The sequence below is a fragment of the Pseudomonas fluorescens group sp. genome (assembly GCF_020093335.1).
In the GTDB taxonomy this organism is placed as follows: domain Bacteria; phylum Pseudomonadota; class Gammaproteobacteria; order Pseudomonadales; family Pseudomonadaceae; genus Aquipseudomonas; species Aquipseudomonas petroselini.
On sequence record NZ_JAIOKW010000039.1, the window covers coordinates 1 to 16,830 of the forward strand.

At 61.7% G+C, this 16,830-nt stretch carries 20 protein-coding genes; 3 read left to right on the forward strand and 17 right to left on the reverse strand.

Translation table 11 applies throughout. The features are described 5' to 3' along the window. The 3 genes from K7431_RS25815 to K7431_RS25825 form a co-directional block, all read right to left on the reverse strand. A partial coding sequence (locus tag K7431_RS25815; RefSeq protein WP_224316753.1) for a M10 family metallopeptidase C-terminal domain-containing protein occupies positions 1-1,001 on the reverse strand: 1,001 nt, incomplete at its 3' end. Positions 1,002-1,390: 389 nt separating this feature from the next. Continuing rightward, entirely contained in the window at positions 1,391-1,795 is a 405-nt protein-coding gene (locus K7431_RS25820; RefSeq protein ID WP_012723064.1) for a type II toxin-antitoxin system HicB family antitoxin, read from the reverse strand. An 11-nt stretch (positions 1,796-1,806) separates the two neighbouring features. Beyond that, complete coding sequence (locus tag K7431_RS25825) at positions 1,807-1,980, reverse strand: type II toxin-antitoxin system HicA family toxin (protein ID WP_012723063.1); 174 nt, start codon at positions 1,978-1,980, stop codon at positions 1,807-1,809. A 206-nt stretch (positions 1,981-2,186) separates the two neighbouring features. On the opposite strand from K7431_RS25825, the gene K7431_RS25830 reads away from it, so the two are divergent. Then, on the forward strand, positions 2,187-3,080 hold the full coding sequence (locus K7431_RS25830) for a LysR family transcriptional regulator (protein WP_012723062.1): 894 nt from the start codon (positions 2,187-2,189) through the stop codon (positions 3,078-3,080). 33 nt (positions 3,081-3,113) lie between these two features. On the opposite strand, the gene phnP is transcribed toward K7431_RS25830, so the two are convergent. The 14 genes from phnP to K7431_RS25900 all read right to left on the reverse strand — a co-directional run bounded on the left by phnP (position 3,114) and on the right by K7431_RS25900 (position 14,205). Beyond that, complete coding sequence (gene phnP, locus K7431_RS25835) at positions 3,114-3,863, reverse strand: phosphonate metabolism protein PhnP (RefSeq protein WP_012723061.1); 750 nt, start codon at positions 3,861-3,863, stop codon at positions 3,114-3,116. Further along, positions 3,854-4,426 (reverse strand): phosphonate metabolism protein/1,5-bisphosphokinase (PRPP-forming) PhnN, encoded by a 573-nt coding sequence (gene phnN, locus K7431_RS25840; protein WP_012723060.1) that lies wholly within the window; start codon positions 4,424-4,426, stop codon positions 3,854-3,856. Before phnN ends, phnP begins: the two co-directional genes overlap by 10 nt. Beyond that, entirely contained in the window at positions 4,426-5,571 is a 1,146-nt protein-coding gene (locus tag K7431_RS25845; RefSeq protein ID WP_012723059.1) for an alpha-D-ribose 1-methylphosphonate 5-triphosphate diphosphatase, read from the reverse strand. Before K7431_RS25845 ends, phnN begins: the two co-directional genes overlap by 1 nt. Further along, on the reverse strand, positions 5,561-6,283 hold the full coding sequence (gene phnL / locus K7431_RS25850; RefSeq protein WP_012723058.1) for a phosphonate C-P lyase system protein PhnL: 723 nt from the start codon (positions 6,281-6,283) through the stop codon (positions 5,561-5,563). Before phnL ends, K7431_RS25845 begins: the two co-directional genes overlap by 11 nt. Continuing rightward, positions 6,280-7,080, reverse strand: a complete 801-nt coding sequence (gene phnK, locus K7431_RS25855; RefSeq protein WP_012723057.1) for a phosphonate C-P lyase system protein PhnK — start codon at positions 7,078-7,080, stop codon at positions 6,280-6,282. The genes phnL and phnK overlap by 4 nt, the downstream gene beginning before the upstream one ends. Further along, a complete protein-coding gene (locus K7431_RS25860; protein WP_012723056.1) occupies positions 7,077-7,919 on the reverse strand; it encodes an alpha-D-ribose 1-methylphosphonate 5-phosphate C-P-lyase PhnJ in 843 nt (280 codons plus the stop codon). The genes phnK and K7431_RS25860 overlap by 4 nt, the downstream gene beginning before the upstream one ends. Next, positions 7,912-8,988, reverse strand: coding sequence for a carbon-phosphorus lyase complex subunit PhnI (locus K7431_RS25865; protein ID WP_012723055.1), 1,077 nt, complete (start codon positions 8,986-8,988; stop codon positions 7,912-7,914). The genes K7431_RS25860 and K7431_RS25865 overlap by 8 nt, the downstream gene beginning before the upstream one ends. Further along, positions 8,988-9,578, reverse strand: a complete 591-nt coding sequence (phnH, locus tag K7431_RS25870) for a phosphonate C-P lyase system protein PhnH (protein ID WP_012723054.1) — start codon at positions 9,576-9,578, stop codon at positions 8,988-8,990. The genes K7431_RS25865 and phnH overlap by 1 nt, the downstream gene beginning before the upstream one ends. Beyond that, positions 9,578-10,015 carry a phosphonate C-P lyase system protein PhnG gene (phnG, locus tag K7431_RS25875; protein WP_043205020.1) on the reverse strand — a complete coding sequence of 146 codons (438 nt, stop codon included), beginning with the start codon at positions 10,013-10,015 and terminating at the stop codon, positions 9,578-9,580. The genes phnH and phnG overlap by 1 nt, the downstream gene beginning before the upstream one ends. A gap of 11 nt (positions 10,016-10,026) precedes the next feature. Beyond that, a complete protein-coding gene (gene phnF, locus K7431_RS25880; RefSeq protein ID WP_012723052.1) occupies positions 10,027-10,731 on the reverse strand; it encodes a phosphonate metabolism transcriptional regulator PhnF in 705 nt (234 codons plus the stop codon). A gap of 36 nt (positions 10,732-10,767) precedes the next feature. Continuing rightward, complete coding sequence (phnE, locus tag K7431_RS25885) at positions 10,768-11,550, reverse strand: phosphonate ABC transporter, permease protein PhnE (protein WP_012723051.1); 783 nt, start codon at positions 11,548-11,550, stop codon at positions 10,768-10,770. 171 nt (positions 11,551-11,721) lie between these two features. Continuing rightward, positions 11,722-12,723, reverse strand: a complete 1,002-nt coding sequence (phnD, locus tag K7431_RS25890; RefSeq protein WP_012723050.1) for a phosphonate ABC transporter substrate-binding protein — start codon at positions 12,721-12,723, stop codon at positions 11,722-11,724. Between the two features lie 32 nt (positions 12,724-12,755). After that, positions 12,756-13,589, reverse strand: a complete 834-nt coding sequence (gene phnC, locus K7431_RS25895) for a phosphonate ABC transporter ATP-binding protein (protein WP_012723049.1) — start codon at positions 13,587-13,589, stop codon at positions 12,756-12,758. Positions 13,590-13,893: 304 nt separating this feature from the next. Beyond that, positions 13,894-14,205, reverse strand: a complete 312-nt coding sequence (locus K7431_RS25900) for a histidine phosphatase family protein (RefSeq protein ID WP_224265907.1) — start codon at positions 14,203-14,205, stop codon at positions 13,894-13,896. 334 nt (positions 14,206-14,539) lie between these two features. Here K7431_RS25900 and K7431_RS25905 point away from each other — a divergent pair, with 334 nt between their 5' ends. Then, complete coding sequence (locus K7431_RS25905) at positions 14,540-15,973, forward strand: NAD(P)/FAD-dependent oxidoreductase (protein ID WP_012723048.1); 1,434 nt, start codon at positions 14,540-14,542, stop codon at positions 15,971-15,973. Continuing rightward, positions 15,970-16,830 (forward strand): HemK/PrmC family methyltransferase, encoded by an 861-nt coding sequence (locus K7431_RS25910; protein ID WP_012723047.1) that lies wholly within the window; start codon positions 15,970-15,972, stop codon positions 16,828-16,830. Before K7431_RS25905 ends, K7431_RS25910 begins: the two co-directional genes overlap by 4 nt.

The window sequence follows — 16,830 nt, forward strand, 5'->3', positions numbered from 1 at the left end:
CCTCTCAGGGTATCAGCCCCCCCACCACCCTTGAGCCGATTAGCGGCATCATTCCCCGAGAGCGTGTCCCGGCCGGCGCCGCCCATTGCATTTTCAATCGTGCAGCCCTTGGCAATCGACACATTGCCCTTCAACCCGCCCACATCGGAAAACGATTCGGCGTTCAGGTCGATGTTCTGGTCCTGGGCAAACCCGGAGAAATCCATCGTGTCGATCCCCCCGCCGTCCCACACACAGAAGACCGGTTTGTCCGTGGCGCTTTTGAGGCTAAACGCCTCCCTTTCGGTATTGGAATTGAAGCCATAGGTGGTGTCGGTGTTACGGGTTTGATGGTTGGCACCGTACAGGCGTTGTGCCGCGGCGATATCGTCCATCATCGGCGCGGACGGGCTCTGGTTCTTGAAGTCATGGCCCTTCTGATTTTTCTCCGAAAAGTAACTCATGACAGTGCGCGCATGCGTATCCCCTGCGTAGGTCGCGCCAGTCTGGTAATTGGGGTTACCGCCGTTGTAGTCACCCGGATGATGCAGACCGATGGCGTGGCCTATCTCATGAATGGCAGTCAGCGAAAAGTGACTGCCCAATGCGGCTGAGCTGTTCCCGCCCTGTGTGCCAAGCGTGGCCGTGGTGTGAGGCGTGGTACGGTTCGGAGAGGTCGCGACACCACGATCGCTGCGTGGATTGTTGCGCACGTTGAGCGTGCCGTCCGAGTCGCCTGACTGCTCGCGAAAGTTGATATTGGCAACATCCTGCCAAGACTGCAGCGCCTGGCGGACGCGTTGCTGCTGCGGTTGAGTGAAACTGTTGTCTACCGTGTAATGCACATCGACGGTCGAATCATCATTACGGTCATGAAAGCGCAGGTTTTCCCGCGAGAGTTGTTTGGCTGCCTGGTCCGTTGTGTAAGCGGGCTTATTTCCAGCCCCCGCACCAAACGGGCCGGGGTCCGATACCGGCAGGTTATTAAGAGGACTCATACTGCGCAGGTCATAGTTATTCATTGTGCGGCGCCTTCAGTGTGAATAAAAAGAGCCGAATCAAGCCAATTCGGCGTTCGAGTAACCCAGAACGCCGGCCAACCGACCGTTGACCCGCCGTTCTGGAGATACGCTCGCACGCTGAAAAACTGGACACCAACGTAGATGTGGTTCTAACCGCAACACTTGCGCGGTTCGACATACGCGGCGATATAACTAAGCATTCATTTGCAATTTAAACACTCGACAACACAACAACCTGAACGGCATCACGTTGTTTTTGCAGGAAAAAAACAAGATCTAAAAAAACAGGTGTTGTTCAAGTACGCGGTTTTCCGAAGGGTGAGGACATACCTGTTCAACGTTCTTCAAGGCATCCAAAACGGCGCCGGTGGCCGCAGTGGGCGCCCCCGTCAGGACCGCACCAATTTCTCAAGCGCGGCATCGGCCAGGAATGAAGAACGGCTTTTGACCTTGTGCTCGCGCACATAACGGTCAATACGCTGGATGACATAACCGGGCAAGGTCACATTGACCTTCTCGGTCTTGCCCAAGTAGGGCGTGACGTCCAGCTCCAACATGCCCCAGCCCATTTCGGCGTAGTCTTCGTTCGCGTGATGATGGGCCACCGACGTTGGCATCGGAATCACCCCGCCCTCTGCGGCGATGGCTTGCAGCATGATGTGCGCGACTTCCACGGCGGCGTTGTAGGCCTCTTCAAAACTGTCCCCGGCGGTGACTGCGCCTGGGATATCGGGGATCTGGATACCGGTGGCGGTGAAGTCATCGCCCCATTCGATACAGATTGGGTATTGCATGAATGCTCTCCTTAAAACTGAAACAAACCGGCGCGTTTCCTGATGCTTCTGACGGTGCCCAGCGGCAGGTCCTTCTTGGGATGCGGCACCGGGAGGGTGTACGGGTTATAGCGATGGGTAAAAATGTGATGACTGCCGGTGACCCGATCCACTACCCAACCTGCCGCTTGCAGTTCCTTGATCAATAACCTGCTTTGCCCCCCAGCCTCCTTGGCTTGGCCTGAATAAAAACAACCCTAGAGTTATCTTTACTCAAGCACAGAATACCCATCCCTGACTGACGGCTGTTTTACTGAATATTGAAAACCCGCCTGCTCAGGGCGGGAAACGCATGACAGCCGTCGTCCATCGCCTTAGGCTTGAGCGCCGCCACGCCAAGCAGGAACAGCCGATGGACCGTCTCACCGCTATGGAAACCTTCGTCCACGTGATCGAAACGGGCTCCTTCTCCGCTGCCGCCAAACGCCTGGGCATCGGTCAGCCCGCCGTCTCCAAAAGCATTGCGCAATTGGAAACGCGCCTGGCCGTGCGGTTGGTGCTGCGCTCCACGCGGGGCCTGACGCCCACCGAAGCAGGCCTGGTGTTTTTCGAGAAGGCCAAGCGCGCCATTGATGAAGCCAACGCCGCTGACGACGCTGCACGCGGCGCGGGGGCGGGGCTCACCGGCACCTTGCGCATCAGCGCTCCGGTAACCTTCGCCCGGATGCACATCATTCCTCACCTGGGCCCCTTCCTGACGCAGTTCCCCGAGTTGAATGTGGACGTTGTGCTCGACGACCGTAGCCTCAACCTGATCGAAGAAGGCATCGATGTCGCCCTGCGCATGGGCAACCTGAATGACTCAAGCCTAACGGCGCGCAAGATCGGTGAATCGCCCTGCGTCATCCTGGGCACCCCGGCCTACTTCGAACGCTTCGGCGAGCCCGCCACACCGGCGGATGTGCTGCAACACCAAGCCATCATCTACACCCGTGGCGAAGGCTCGCACTGGTGCTTTACCCAAGGCGACCAGGAATACCCCATCGTCGCCCATGGGCGCGTGCGCGTCACCGCGGCTGAGGGTGTACGTGCGGCGGTGTTGAGCCATTTGGGGCTGACGTTGTCGTCTACCTGGATGTTCGCGCCGGAGCTGGCCAGTGGCGAAGTGAAGACCGTGCTGGCCGATTGGACGTTACCCGCGCGGGATTTATGGGCCGTGTACGCCACGGGCAGAATGGCGAGTGCCAAGGCACGGGCGTTTGTGGAGTATGTAGAGCAGTTGCTGGCTGAAACCCCATCGCCCTGACAATTTGGATCAGAGGTGGAAGCCAGTTCCACCTCAAAGCACGCGCCCATCCCAACCAATGGAAACATGCCGCGGCAACTCACGGCGGTGCTCCAGCAACCACGCATCCAGCGTATGCCCCACATGGGTCAACACACCCAACTGAGCCCCTGTGTCCTCGATGCTCTGCAACGCCAGCGTCAGGTCATTGTGATTGCGCGGTGCCTGCGGTTGCGGCGGCATGGAGCAATCCAGTACCAGCACGTCCAGCGGTTCACGTTGCAGCCAGGCCAGGGTCGCCGGTGGCTGGCCGACGGTGTCGGTGAGGTAGGCGATGCGCCGCCCCTCGCCTTCCAGCAGGTAACCCAGGGTCGGCTTGGAATGCTGCAACGGCAACGCGGTGACGCTGAGTGGGCCAAACTGCCGGGTTTCGAATTCGCTGAATGGCTGGCTGAAATCCAGGATACCCGGATGCTTGTAGAGGTCGGATAAACCCTCCGGATCCGCCGGCCCATGCACCGGGATCACCAGCCCTTGGCCCCAGCGCAGGTGCAGCAGGCCCTGGGCATGATCGGCGTGGTAGTGGGTTTGCAGAATCCCGTTGAAACTGCGCGGCGGGAAGCGTTCGGTGAGGTCGGGCAAGCCGCTGTCGATCAACCAGCGCTGGTCGGCGCATTCGATCAGCGCACTGCAAGGTCGGCGGCGCAGGCTGGCATCGCTGCGCGCCAAACCGCACGCGGGGCACTCGCAGCCATACACCGGGACTTGCCGCGCGTCACCGGTGCCAAGCAAGGTCAGGCGCATGCCGAGTGCCCGTGGTCCAGGCAGCACAGCAGGCGTTCGACGGTATGTGCCAGCGGCCCGGAATTGTCCAGGACAAACAACCCCGCGCCATGACCGGCGATCAAGTCGGCCGTGAAGCGCGCATTGCGCGCCAGGCGCGCTTCAATGTCCGCCAACGCCTCACGCCCTCGTGCGATCAAGCGTTGGCGTAACACGGCCTGGTCAACCGTCAGCAGCAACACCAGCAACGTAGGGTAACGTTCGCGCGTCTGCGCCAGGTGCGCGCGGGAGCCGTTGACCAGCACGTCGTCACCCGCCGCCAGCCAGTCGTCGATTTCCCTGGGAATGCCGTAGGACAAGCCATTCGCCTGCCAGCTGAGGGCAAACGCGCCCTCGGCCTGCATCGTGGCAAACTGCTCCGGGCTCACCCCCTGCGCCGCTTCACCCACCGCTTCCGCCGAGCGGGTGATGACGCGGCGCACGATGCGGCAACCGCGCTCGGCCAAACGGGGGCGTGCGGCATCCAGCAGGCTGTCCTTGCCCGAGCCGGAGGGCCCGATGAGATAGATCAACCTGCCTGCCATCAAAACACCCTCTTCGCTTGTCGCCATACTTGTTGCACTACAGGAAGCCCTTGGCGGCTGCGGGCTTGGACCAGGTCGGCGCGCAGGCCAATGGCAATTTCACCGCGATCCTTCAGGCCTGCCGCTTGCGCGGGCGCCAGGCTGATCATCTTGACCGCCCGCGACAGGTCGCCACCGTCCTGCTGGTCAGCCAGCACAAACGCAGCCTGCAACAGGCTCGCCGGGTAGTAGTCACTGGAAAGTATATCCAGCAACCCCTCGGCCGCCAGGCCCGCCGCGGCCACATTACCCGAGTGCGACCCACCGCGCACCACGTTCGGCGCGCCCATCAAGACTTTCATGTTCAGCGCCTGGCAGCCCTTCGCGGCTTCCAGGGTGGTGGGGAATTCGGCGATGGTCATGCCGTAGCGCGCCGACTCTTCCACGTGGGCCAGTGTCGCGTCGTCGTGGCTGGCCACCGACAGGCCACGCGCCAGGCAATGCTCGACGATGGCCGCGCGATAGCGATCGCTGTAGGCCAGGGAGTTGGCTTTTTGCAGCACGATGAACGCGTCCATGGTCTCGTCGTTCAGGTGGTACTTGCCCATGTAGTACTCACGGTATTTGGATTCGAGCACGAACTGGCGCTGGCCCGGCGAATGGTCCATCACCGACACCAGCCGCACCAACGGGTTTTCCACCAGGTCGCGGAACACGCTGAGGGTATCCGGGTGGCACAGCTCGCAACGCAGGTGCAGGTGGTGCTCGGCGCGAGTCAGGCCGGCACCTTCCGCCTGGGCAATGGCCTCGAGCATCGCCGGCAGCTTTTTCATGCGGTTGCCCTTGGGGTTCACGTCGCCTATGGACACCGCGTCGAACACCGTGGTGATGCCCGCCGCGATGATCTGCGCATCATGGCTGAGCACCGCGGAGGTCGACGGCCAGTCCACGCCGGGGCGCGGGGTCATGTGTTTTTCCAGGTTGTCGGTGTGCAACTCCACCAGGCCCGGCAACAGGCAATCACCGCCGAGGTCCTGGGCCTGGGGCAGCTGGCTGCGGCCCTCGGCGAGGTCGACGATAGTGCCGTCGCGCAGCACCAACGAGCCCAGGAACATGCGATCAGCCATGACAATCTGGGCATTACTGAGGATTTGTTCAGCGGGCATGGGCGTATTCCTCTGTGGCGACGGACGTGGGGGTCATGTCGAAATGGCGGTCGGCGACCGCTTCACGGGCAGCACGGTCGTGGAAGATGCCGATCAGCGCGGCGCCCTCAGCCTTGGCTTCGTTCATCAGTTCCAGCACCACCTGGCGGTTGTTGTCGTCCAAAGACGCGGTGGGTTCGTCCAGCAGCATCACCGGCCAGGCCACCATGAAACCGCGGGCGATGTTGACGCGCTGTTGCTCGCCACCGGAGAACGTACCGGGTGCCAGCTGCCACAGACGCTGCGGGATGTTCAGGCGGGTCAGCAGGTGCTCGGCGCGGGACTGCGCATTCGCCTTGGACCAGCCGCGCGCCAGGGCCGGCTCCATCACCACATCCAGGCAAGCCACACGCGGGATCACCCGTAGGAATTGGCTGACATAGCCAAGGGTCTGTTGACGCACCTGGAGAATGTCACGCGGCTCGGCGCCGACCAGTTCCAGCCATTCGCCAGCATGGCGCACGCGGATGCTGCCGCCCGCCGCTAGATAATTGCCGTACAAGGTGCGCAGCAAGGTGCTTTTACCCGCACCGGACGCGCCATGCAGCACCAGGCACTCACCGCCCTGCACGCTGAATTCCACGCCGCGCAACACGTTGAGCACCACGCCGTTCTGCTGGTGCAGGGTGAAGGTTTTCGAGAGGTCACGGACCTCGATCAAGGCATTTGTCATGGCTGCAATACCGAAGACACCAGCAGTTGAGAGTAAGGGTGCTGTGGATCGTCGAGGATCTGGTCGGTGAGCCCGGTTTCCACCACCCGCGAGCGGCGCATGACCATCAGGCGGTCGGCCAGCAGCCGCGCCACGGCCAGGTCGTGGGTGACGATCACCACCGCCAGGTCCAGCTCACGCACCAGGCCGCGCAACAGGTCGAGCAGGCGCGCTTGCACCGACACATCCAGGCCGCCGGTGGGCTCATCCATAAACACCAGGCGTGGGCTGGAGACCAGGTTGCGGGCGATTTGCAGGCGCTGCTGCATGCCGCCGGAGAAGGTGCGCGGCAAGTCGTCGATACGCTGGGGGTCGATTTCCACCTGGCTCAACCAGTCCAACCCGGCGCCGCGCAGTTGCTCATAGTTGCGCACGCCTTGGGCCATCAGACGCTCACCGATATTGGCGCCCGCCGACACGCCCATGCGCAGGCCGTCGCGAGGGTTCTGCTCGACGAAGCCCCATTCGGTCCGCAGCAAGGTGCGGCGCTCGGCTTCGCTGGCGCTGTAGAGGTCCAGCCATTCGCCGTCCTTGCTGCGATAGCCAATGCTGCCCGCTTGCGGTGGCAGACGCCCGCTCAACAACGAGAGCAAGGTGGATTTACCCGAGCCGGACTCGCCGACGATGCCCAGCACTTCGCCGGGGTACAGATCGAAGCTGACGTCCTGGCAGCCCTTCTCCGGGCCGTACAGCAGGGACAGGTCGCGCACTTGCAGTAGCGGTGCGTCGGCTTTTTGCGTCAAAAGAACCTGGCTCATTGGTTGTTCTCCAGAACCCGTTGGGCGCAATACCAGGTGTCGGAGCACACGAAACGCTGGGTCCCGGCGTCATCCAGAATCAGCTCATCGAGGAACGACTCATGGCTGCCACAGATCGCGCAGTTGTGCTCCCACTGCTGCACGGCGAACGGGTGGTCTTCAAAGTCGAGGCTGGTGACCTGCGTATACGGCGGCACCGCGTACAGGCGCTTTTCGCGACCGGCGCCGAACAGCATCAGCGCCGGGCTCATGTCGAGTTTCGGGTTGTCGAATTTGGGGATCGGCGACGGGTCCATCACGTAGCGCTCGTCGACCATCACCGGGTAGGCGTAGCTGGTGGCGATATGGCCGAAGGTGGCGATGTCTTCGTAGAGCTTTACGTGCATCACCCCGTAATCATTCAGGGCGTGCATGGTGCGGGTCTCGGTTTCCGACGGTTCGATGAAGCGCAACGGCTCGGGGATCGGCACTTGGTAAACCATGATCTGCCCAGCCTGCAACGGTGTTTCCGGGATGCGGTGGCGGGTCTGGATCAGCGTGGCGTCCGGCGTGGCTTCGGTGGTGGCGATGCCCGCAGTGCGCGCGAAAAAGCGGCGGATCGACACGGCGTTGGTGGTGTCATCGGCGCCCTGGTCGATGACCTTGAGCACGTCATCCGCGCCGAGGATCGCGGCGGTCAGTTGCATGCCGCCCGTGCCCCAGCCATACGGCAATGGCATTTCGCGGCCACCGAACGGTACCTGGTAACCGGGGATCGCCACCGCCTTGAGCAACGCGCGGCGGATCATGCGTTTGGTCTGTTCGTCGAGGTAGGCGAAGTTGTAGGCCGTGTCATTCATGGCGGGAGCCCTCGGCGGGTTGGCGCAGTTTGCGGATCAGCTCCAGCTCGGACTGGAAGTCCACGTAGTGCGGTAGCTTGAGGTGCGAGACAAAACCGGCGGCCTCGACGTTGTCGCAGTGCGCCAGCACGAACTCCTCGCGCTGGGCCGGCGAGACGATCTCTTCGTTGTATTCCCCGGCGCGCAACGAGCGGTCGACCAACGCCATCCCCATGGCCTTGCGCTCGGCATGCCCGAACGCCAGGCCATACCCGCGCGTGAACTGCGCCAGCTCAGTGGCCGAGCCAACGAACTGGTTGACCATCTCGCACTCGGTCACTTCGATGCTGCCCAGGCAAATGGGGAAGCCCAGCTCTTGCGGATCGATCCACACGTCCACATCGCCGATGCGAATCTCGCCGGCAAACGGGTGATTGCGGCCGTAGCCACGTTGGGTCGAGTAGCCCAGCGCCAACAGGAAGCCTTCATCGCCACGGGCCAGGGCCTGCAGGCGTTCGGCACGGCTGGCGGGGTATTCCAGCGGGTCGCGAGTGATGTCGGCGACCGTGGCGTTGTCGTCGACTTCGGGCTTGATCAGGCCTTCTTTGGCGAGCAGGCCGAGGACGCGTGGGCAGGCTTCCAACGTCGCCTCCGGCGTGGTCTGCGGCCCTGGATATTCACCTTCGGCCAGCAGCGCAAAATCCAGCAGGCGATGGGTGTAATCGAAGGTCGGGCCGAGCAATTGACCGCCCGGCACGTCCTTGAACGTGGCCGACAAACGCCGGCTCAGCGACATGTGCGCGGTGTCGATCGGCAGGCTCGGGCTGAAGCGCGGCAGCGTGGTGCGGTAGGCGCGCAGCAGGAAGATCGCTTCCACCAGATCCCCCGCCGCTTGCTTGATCGCCAACGCGGCGAGTTCTTCGTCGAACAGCGAACCTTCCGTCATCACCCGTGCCACGGCCAACGGCAGTTGTTCGCGGATTTGCGTCACGCTCAGTTCCGGAATCGCGGTATCGCCACGGCGTTTTTTTGCCAGCAGGCGGTGGGCATTGTCGATGGCCTGTTCGCCACCTTTGACGGCTACGTACATCAGGCGTGCTCCTGTGCAATGCGGCTGCTGCGTGGCAGGCCGATCAAGTGGTGGCCGGCAGCGAACACAACGTCCAGCCCGCGGGGGAAAGCTTCGCGGCGCTGACGTTCGTGCCAGAAGCCTTGGGGCACCGGCAGGTGCACCTGGCGCTGGGCCTTGATGCCGGGGCCGCGCCACAGCAGGCCGCGACCGCCTTCCAGGTCGGTGAGCTGCACGAGCAGGGTGCAGGACTGATCGGGGTAGCGGTCATTGCCGTGATCGAAGCCACTGAGGTCGAGCAGGTCCTGTTCGCCGAGCAGCGCGAAGACCGCGTCTTCGCGCTTCGACGCCAACGGGCAGCCGCAATGGAAGGCCAGGTTGGCGCGGATCAGCGGCGTGTCGAAGCTCGGCGCCAGCCATAGCGGCGTGTCGGTATCCAAGAGCGCCAGGCACAAGGCGTAGGTGGCGGGCGCCAGGCCGTCGAGGCGTGGCGCGCACGGCAGGTGCTGGATCAAACCGGGTTCGGCGAGGGCCTTGAGTGCGGCACGAAAACCGCGCTGGGCATCAAGGACCGGGTCAACAAACGCCGGCTGCAACAGTGGCGCACTCATCAGTTTTCTCCTCGTACGAGCGTGAAGAACTCGACCTTGGTGGCGGCGGTATCGGCTTCTTTTTGCGCACGGCGGGCGGCCTGGGCATTGGCCAGCGCGGTGATCAAATCGCTGAGCCAGCGGCTCGGTTGCGTGCCTTGCAGATGGGCATCGGCCAAGGCGGCCAACTCGGCATGGACCTTGTCGCGCCCGGCCAGGTAGCTGTAGCCGGTGCGGCCATCGGCCAGGCGCACCACACAGCGGGTCACGCTCATTTCGCCGACGTTGAACGGCGCGCCATTGCCGCCCATGCGGCCGCGCACCAGGGTCATGCCGATTTCCGGGGCGCGGATCAGTTGGTATTCGGCGTCCTTCAACGCGGCTTCGTGGGGCTGCAGTTCACTGAGCTGGGCGCGAGCAAGCACGCCGATCCAGTGTTGACGCGGGGACAGGCTCATCAAAGGCTCCATCAAGTCATCACCTGGTACTGGAAGCGATCCGAACGGCTGGTGGACTGCGCCAGCTCCACCGGGTGGCCATCGCGATCGCGGGAAAGGGTGAATACGGTGAGCGCCGGCAAATGCCGGGGCATCATCAGCAGCGCGGCTTCGTCACGGTTGGGCAAACGCGCACCGATCAGGCTGTGGGTGCGGGTCAGCGGCAGGTCACGCTCGCGCAGGTAGTGGCGCAAAGACCCGCCGGTGTAGTCGGCCAGCAACGGCGCGCGGCTGGCGCAGTAGCGATGGCGGATCAGGCTGACGGGCTGGTGGTCGAGCTTGCGCAGGGTTTGCAGTTCGATCATTGGCGCCATCTCGGCGATGCCTAAGTGCTGCGCCTCTTCACGGCTGGCGTAGCAGTAGCGGCGCTTGAGCAACAGCGCTTCCACCCCTACGCCCTGGGCCGACAACGATTGGCTATAGGAGGTCTCGGCGCCCATCGGGTAGATGAGCGGGCGGTCGAGCACCTGGGTGCCCTTGCCCTGGCGGCGTAACAGGCTGCCTTCGAACACCAGCTCGTCGATGGCCCGGCGCAGGGTGTGGCGGTTGACGCCAAAGCGCTCGGCCATGTGCACCTCGCCGGGCAGGAAGTCGCCGGCCTGATAGCTGCTCAGTTCACGGCGCAGGATATCCGCGAGTTCGCGGTACACCGGCTCATCTTGTCTAGACAACTGCATGTTAAAAAAAAGCGCCGCGTGGGCACCCCTCCGACGTCAGATGAACTGCTTGCGCAGGCGTTGGGACAACACGTCGATAGCGCTCACCACCACGATGATCACCAGCAACACCGCGCAGGTTTGTACGAACTGGAAGGCGCGGATGTTTTCCCAGAGGATCACGCCGATCCCGCCCGCACCGACCATGCCCACCACTGTCGCCGAGCGGACATTGGCTTCGAAGCGGTACAGCGCGTAGCTCACCCACAGCGGCATCACTTGGGGGATCACGCCGTAGATCACTTCCTGCAGGGCGCTCGCGCCGGTGGCACGTACGCCTTCCACCGGGCCTGGGTCGATGGCTTCGACGGCTTCGGCAAACAGCTTGGCGAGCACGCCGGTGGTGCTGATCCACAGGGCCAATACACCGGCGAAAGGGCCGAGGCCGACGGCGACCACGAACAACATCGCGAAGACCATTTCATTGATGGAGCGGAAGGCGTCCATGACCCGGCGCAGGGGTTGGTGCACCCACCAGGGGGTGATGTTGTCGGCGCACAAGATGCCCAGCGGCACCGAGCAGACGATGGCCAACACCGTGCCCCAGAGGGCGATTTGTACGGTGACGATCATCTCCTTGAGGTAGGAGCGCCACTCGTGGAAGTCCGGCGGGAAGAAGTCGGCGGCGAAGGTCGCCATGTTTCCGGAGTCGCGGTACAGCGCCAGCGGGTTCATTTCCGCGCCGTGCCAGGCCCAGGCGAGCAAGACCAGAAACAGGCCCCAGCCGAGGTATTGCGGCCACGTGCGTTTGCCGACGGCTTCAGCGTGCAAGGTAGTCATGGGTCACTCTCGATCAATGTGTATGAGTGGGCTTTCTGTGGTGAGCCTGGCTTCTGTGGTGAGCGGGCTTGCCCCGCGCTGGGCTGCGCAGCAGCCCCAATGGCTCTGCTGTGAACCCGGAGGGGGACAAGCCCCCTCACCCCAAAAGCACTCCGCATACAGGCGGGGGGATTAGCCGTTGACCGCAGTTTTCTTGTCCAGCTCGGAGATGCGCTGTTGCAGCTTCGCCAGGTCGGCGTCGATGTCGGCGAGTTTCTTGGCCTTGTCGGCCGCGTCCAGCTTGCTGTCAGCGCTGATGGTGGTGCGCTGCTTGAACAGCTCCAACTGGCGGATCGGCAACAGTTGGTCGTCGTTGGAGGCGAGGAACTTGCCCAGCTGCATGTTCTTCAGCACCGCCTTCTCTTCATCGGTGTCGCCATAGTTGGCAAAGAAATCGCGGATCTTGGTTTTCTCGCTGTCGCTCAGCGCCTTGCTCCACACCATCGGGTCGGCCGGGATCAGCGGCGATTTCCAGATCACCTTGAGCATCGCGGCTTTGTCGGGCTGGGTGACTTCCAGGCGGTCCCAGCTTTCGGTGTTGAAGGTGGCCACGTCCAACTGCCCCTTGGCCACGCTCAACGCGTTGACCTCATGGCTGGAGTTCAGCGTGCGTTTGAACGCCGTGGCGGCGTCCACGTTGTTCTTGGCGAACACGTAGTAGCCCGGCACCAGGTAGCCCGAGGTGGAGTTCGGGTCACCGTTGCCGAAGGTCAGGTTCTTGGCATTCTTGAGCATGTCGTCGACGTTGTTGATCGGGCTGTCCTTGCGCACGATCAGCACGCTCCAGTAACCGGCGGCGCCGTTGGCGGCAGCGGTCTGGGCGAAGATCTCGCCGTTGGAACGGTCCACCGCTTCCATCGCGGCCTTGTTGCCCAGCCAGGCCACGTCGACCTTGTTGAAGCGCATGCCCTGGATCAGGCCGGCGTAGTCGGAGGCGAAGGTGGCGTTGATGGTCAGGCCGGTCTTCTTGTGCATGTCATCCAGGAACGGCTGCCAGATGCTCTTGAGGTTCTGCGAAGACTCGGTGGACATGATGCCGAAATTGATCACCTTGTCAGCGGCGTGGGCGTTGCCCAGCGCGACACTGGCCAGCAACACGGCAGACAAAAACACATGGCCGATACGGTTCAACATGGACGGGACTCCTGTGGGTCGTGAGTAGGGTTTCAAGCGCGCGCCAGGGCCAGCCGAGGGGGCGCTTCGGCACGGCGGGTTTGGTCGGAACACATCAGGCTGGTGTCGACGTCGGCACCGTATAAATCGTTGAGAAACTGGCTGCTCATCGAACTGCCCTGCCCGTCGAAATGAATGCGCCCGCCTTTCAGAGCCACGGCACGCGGGCAGTAACGCATGGCGTAATCGACTTGATGCAGGGTCACCACCACGGTCTTGCCGTCGCGGCGGTTGATGTCGGCGAGGATCTCCATGACCTTGCGCGCCGACTCCGGGTCGAGGGACGCGATCGGTTCGTCGGCCAGGATCACCTCCGCGCGCTGAGTCAACGCACGGGCAATCGCCACGCGCTGCTGCTGGCCGCCAGACAAGGTCGAAGCCCGTTGCGCGGCCAGATCGGCCAGGCCGACGCGCGCCAGCGACGCCATGGCAAACGCCTTCTCCTCGGCATTGAACAGCCCCAGGTTGCCACGCCAGCGCGGCATGCGGCCCAGGCACCCGAGCAGCACGTTGTCGAGCACGCTCAGGCGATTGACCAGGTTGAACTGCTGGAAGATGTAGCCGATGTCCGCCCGCAACCGCCGCACCTTGCCATTCAAGCGTCCGCTGGCCTGCACCTCCCGGCCCAGCACCTTGACGCTGCCGCCGTTACTCTTGTCGCAACAGGCCAGGCCCGCCAAATGGCGCAACAACGTGGACTTGCCGGAACCGGAAGCGCCAATCAGCGCGACCATCTCACCAGCGGCAATGGTGAGTTCGAGGTCGACCAACGCAGGCTTCTTCGCAAAGGTCTTGTTCAAGTGATCGACATGGATAGCGTACGTCATGGGCTTCTCTGTCTTGTTTGAACAGCCAGGGGATGGCTGCGGTTGAGTTCAAACGACAGTAGGCGCGGGAGGTGTCAGTGCTATTACTTGCACATGACTGGAGGGGGTCGGCTGGATGAAGGTTTTGTGAAAGGTTGGAATGTCACCGCCCCCCCCTGTGGCGAGGGAGCTTGCTACCGCTGGGCTGCGAAGCGGCCCCAAAACCGAAGGGCGCGGTGTGTCAGGTGGATCGAACGTGACGGGATCGGGACTGCTGCGCAGTCCAGCGGGAGCAAGCTCCCTCGCCACAGGGGTCGGAGGTGTTTCAGTGAGATTCGAAGGGCGAAACAGTCGGAAGCCTCTTCAGTTCAAAATCCTCGAAAACACCCACATCGCGCTCGCGGAAGCTGTCCATCGTCACGGGTTCAAGGTTCAACGCCTGATTAAGAATCTGCACCGTTTGCTGGGCTCGCAGACGTGGGGAGACGATCAACACGTCGATGCCGCAGGGCAGGTTCTTGCTCAGAGAGGCGGCCTGTGCCCTACCCCGCTCGGTCAATTCCGGATCGAGTGCGCCGAGGTAGCGGTGCTCGGCGTTGGCCCAGGTTTCGCCGTGGCGTATGACGTGGAGATGCATGAGGTCCGTCTCTCTGAAGATAGGAACTGGGAGGGTAACCGCTGTTCCGAATGAACCCGCGCACGGTCCGCCTACCGACAAAATACGCCCCCTGTCAGGCTGCAAACCCAATCAATAGCCCTCCACGGATGGAGCGCATTTGCGCCAATGCGCCTACATTTCCCACCGTAAGTTCAGGGATTTTTTTCGTGATTATGTGAATTTGTAACAGCGATACAACATGAAACAAATGTCCGATGGTCGCACCTCCTTACAAACTATAAAAAGCTCAGCACGTTCCTACATGGGAACGGTTTTCATCCTATAGCTGATAGTTAAAATAGGGATCTAGAACATGGAGTTCGACGTAATTGTAGTAGGAGCAGGAGCCATTGGCGGTTCTATCGCGTATGAACTGAGCTCACGCGGCTTAAATGTTTGCCGGGTCGGTGAAACTGACCGTAGCAACGCAGCATCCAAGGCCGCCGGCGCCATGAATGGCTGTTTTGGCGAAGTCACCAGCGGCCTTTTGGCCAGTGAGCATGGCCGGCTCAAACTGAATATGGATCGTCAGGCACAGGATCTCTGGCCCGAGTGGGCCGAACGCCTGGCTGATGCATCAGGTATCACCACCCCGCTGTTCACTGCCAGCGGCACGCATGTTTTGCTCAACAGCGCCGGAATGGACGAGGTCGATACCGTCAACTACGAAGCTATCGAGCATACACTGCAAGCCTATGGGGAACCGTACGAGACCATTGATCCAAGAACAATGGAGTGGTTGGCCCCAGATCATCTGGTACGCCCTCTGCGCGGCTTGTTCATTCCCAACGAACACTCCGTAAATGCCCACTTGCTGCTGGAAAAACTCGACGCGGCTCTGCTGGCCAACAATGGCACCTTGATCAATGAGAACGCCCGTCGGGTATTGGCCGAAGGTGACGTCGCGACCGGTGTCGAGTTGCTCAACGGCGAAGTGCTCTGGGGCAAAAAAATTGTGGTGGCCGCAGGTGTTCAATCGTTGGATTTGCTCAGCGAGTTCGACACGGTTGTAAAGAAAATACCTCCCCTGTTCAGCGGATATGGCGTCTCCATTCTGGTCAAGTTGCCGGACGGCATGGCGTTACCCGAGTCAGTGATCCGTACGCCTAATCGTGCGTTTGCTTGTGGTTTGCATTGTGTGCCACGAGGTGATGGTGTGCTGTACCTGGGCGCCACCAATATCCTTTCCGAACGTCCCAAACGTCATGCGCTGATCTCAGATGTGCAGTTTCTGCTTGATTGCGCAGTCGACCAGTTGAATCTCGACCTGCACAGTGCCGAAGTTATTTCGATTCAGGTAGGCAACCGTCCAATTCCCGCTGACGGTTTCCCTCTGATCGGCGAGTGCGGCATACAGGGGTTGTGGCTGACAACCGGCACCTACCGTGACGGGTTGCACCAATCGCCGTTGCTGGCGACCTATGTCGCCGACTGCTTGACCAACGTCAAGAACACTGGCCTGGACTTGAGCACCTTCCATCCAGTACGCGCGCCACTGACCGGTCTTGCTCGTGAACTGACGGTCGGCGAAACCGTCAAGCAAATGTTCGCCACAGGCTATGAATATCGCTGGGACGTAAAACCGTACTGGCTGCCAATCCTCGATAAAGGACTGTCGAGTAATTACCAGCAGCTGATCGATGATCTGCATCCCTCATTCACTCCCCCTCCGGAGCTGGTCGCCTTTTCCTATCTCTACGAATCCATGCGAGTGAAACTGACGCAGTACTACAAGGAGTGGTCATGAGTCTGGACAAACATGAGCAGGAGGCTATCGCCAAAGCCCGCGTTCAGTTGGAGGCGGCCGGTGTATGGGATCCGGACAATGACCTGGATAGCCTGGTCGATCGTTTTATCGTGCGTGCTGACAAACAACGCGCACTCGATGAATTCAGACTGGCGGTAAGCGAGCGCTGCAATCGTATTCCGTTGGGGCATATTGTTGGCACCGTAGCGTTCGATGAGTTGTCGCTGGTCGTCGGCAGCGGCGTGTTCATCCCTCGTCCCCACAGCACGGTGATTCATAAATGGTTGGATGAAACCGAACTGGCAACAGGAACCTGCGTTCTGGACCTTTGCGCCGGCAGCGGCGCAATCGGGTTGGCCATCGCTCGTCGCAGGCCAGACCTCGACGTCACCTGCGTGGAGCGTGAAGACGTCGCCGTAAACTACCTCAAACGCAATATCGCCCGGCTCGCAACCAAAAACGTACAGGTCAGTGCGGCACAGGCGGATGTTTACGACACCAAAGCATTTGCCCGCTTCAGGCAACAGGTGGGCCTGATTGTCGCCAACCCGCCCTATGTTCCCCAGAAAGCCCAGTTGCAGCCTGAATGGGGCGACCATCATCCCAAGGCGGCCGTCTATTCAGGGACCGACGGCCTGGACCTGACACGCCAGATCATCACACTGGCGACCACCTTACTTACCCCTGATGGGTGGCTGGTAATCGAGCATGGCGAGGATCAGGCATCCGCCGTTCGTGAGTTGTTCGAACAACACCAACTGACTGAAATCCGGACGGTGATCGACCGTCAGGCATCGGATACCACCGGCACTTCAGTCATGACCGTTGGCTGTTTATCGAAGGCTGTTCACCCCTAG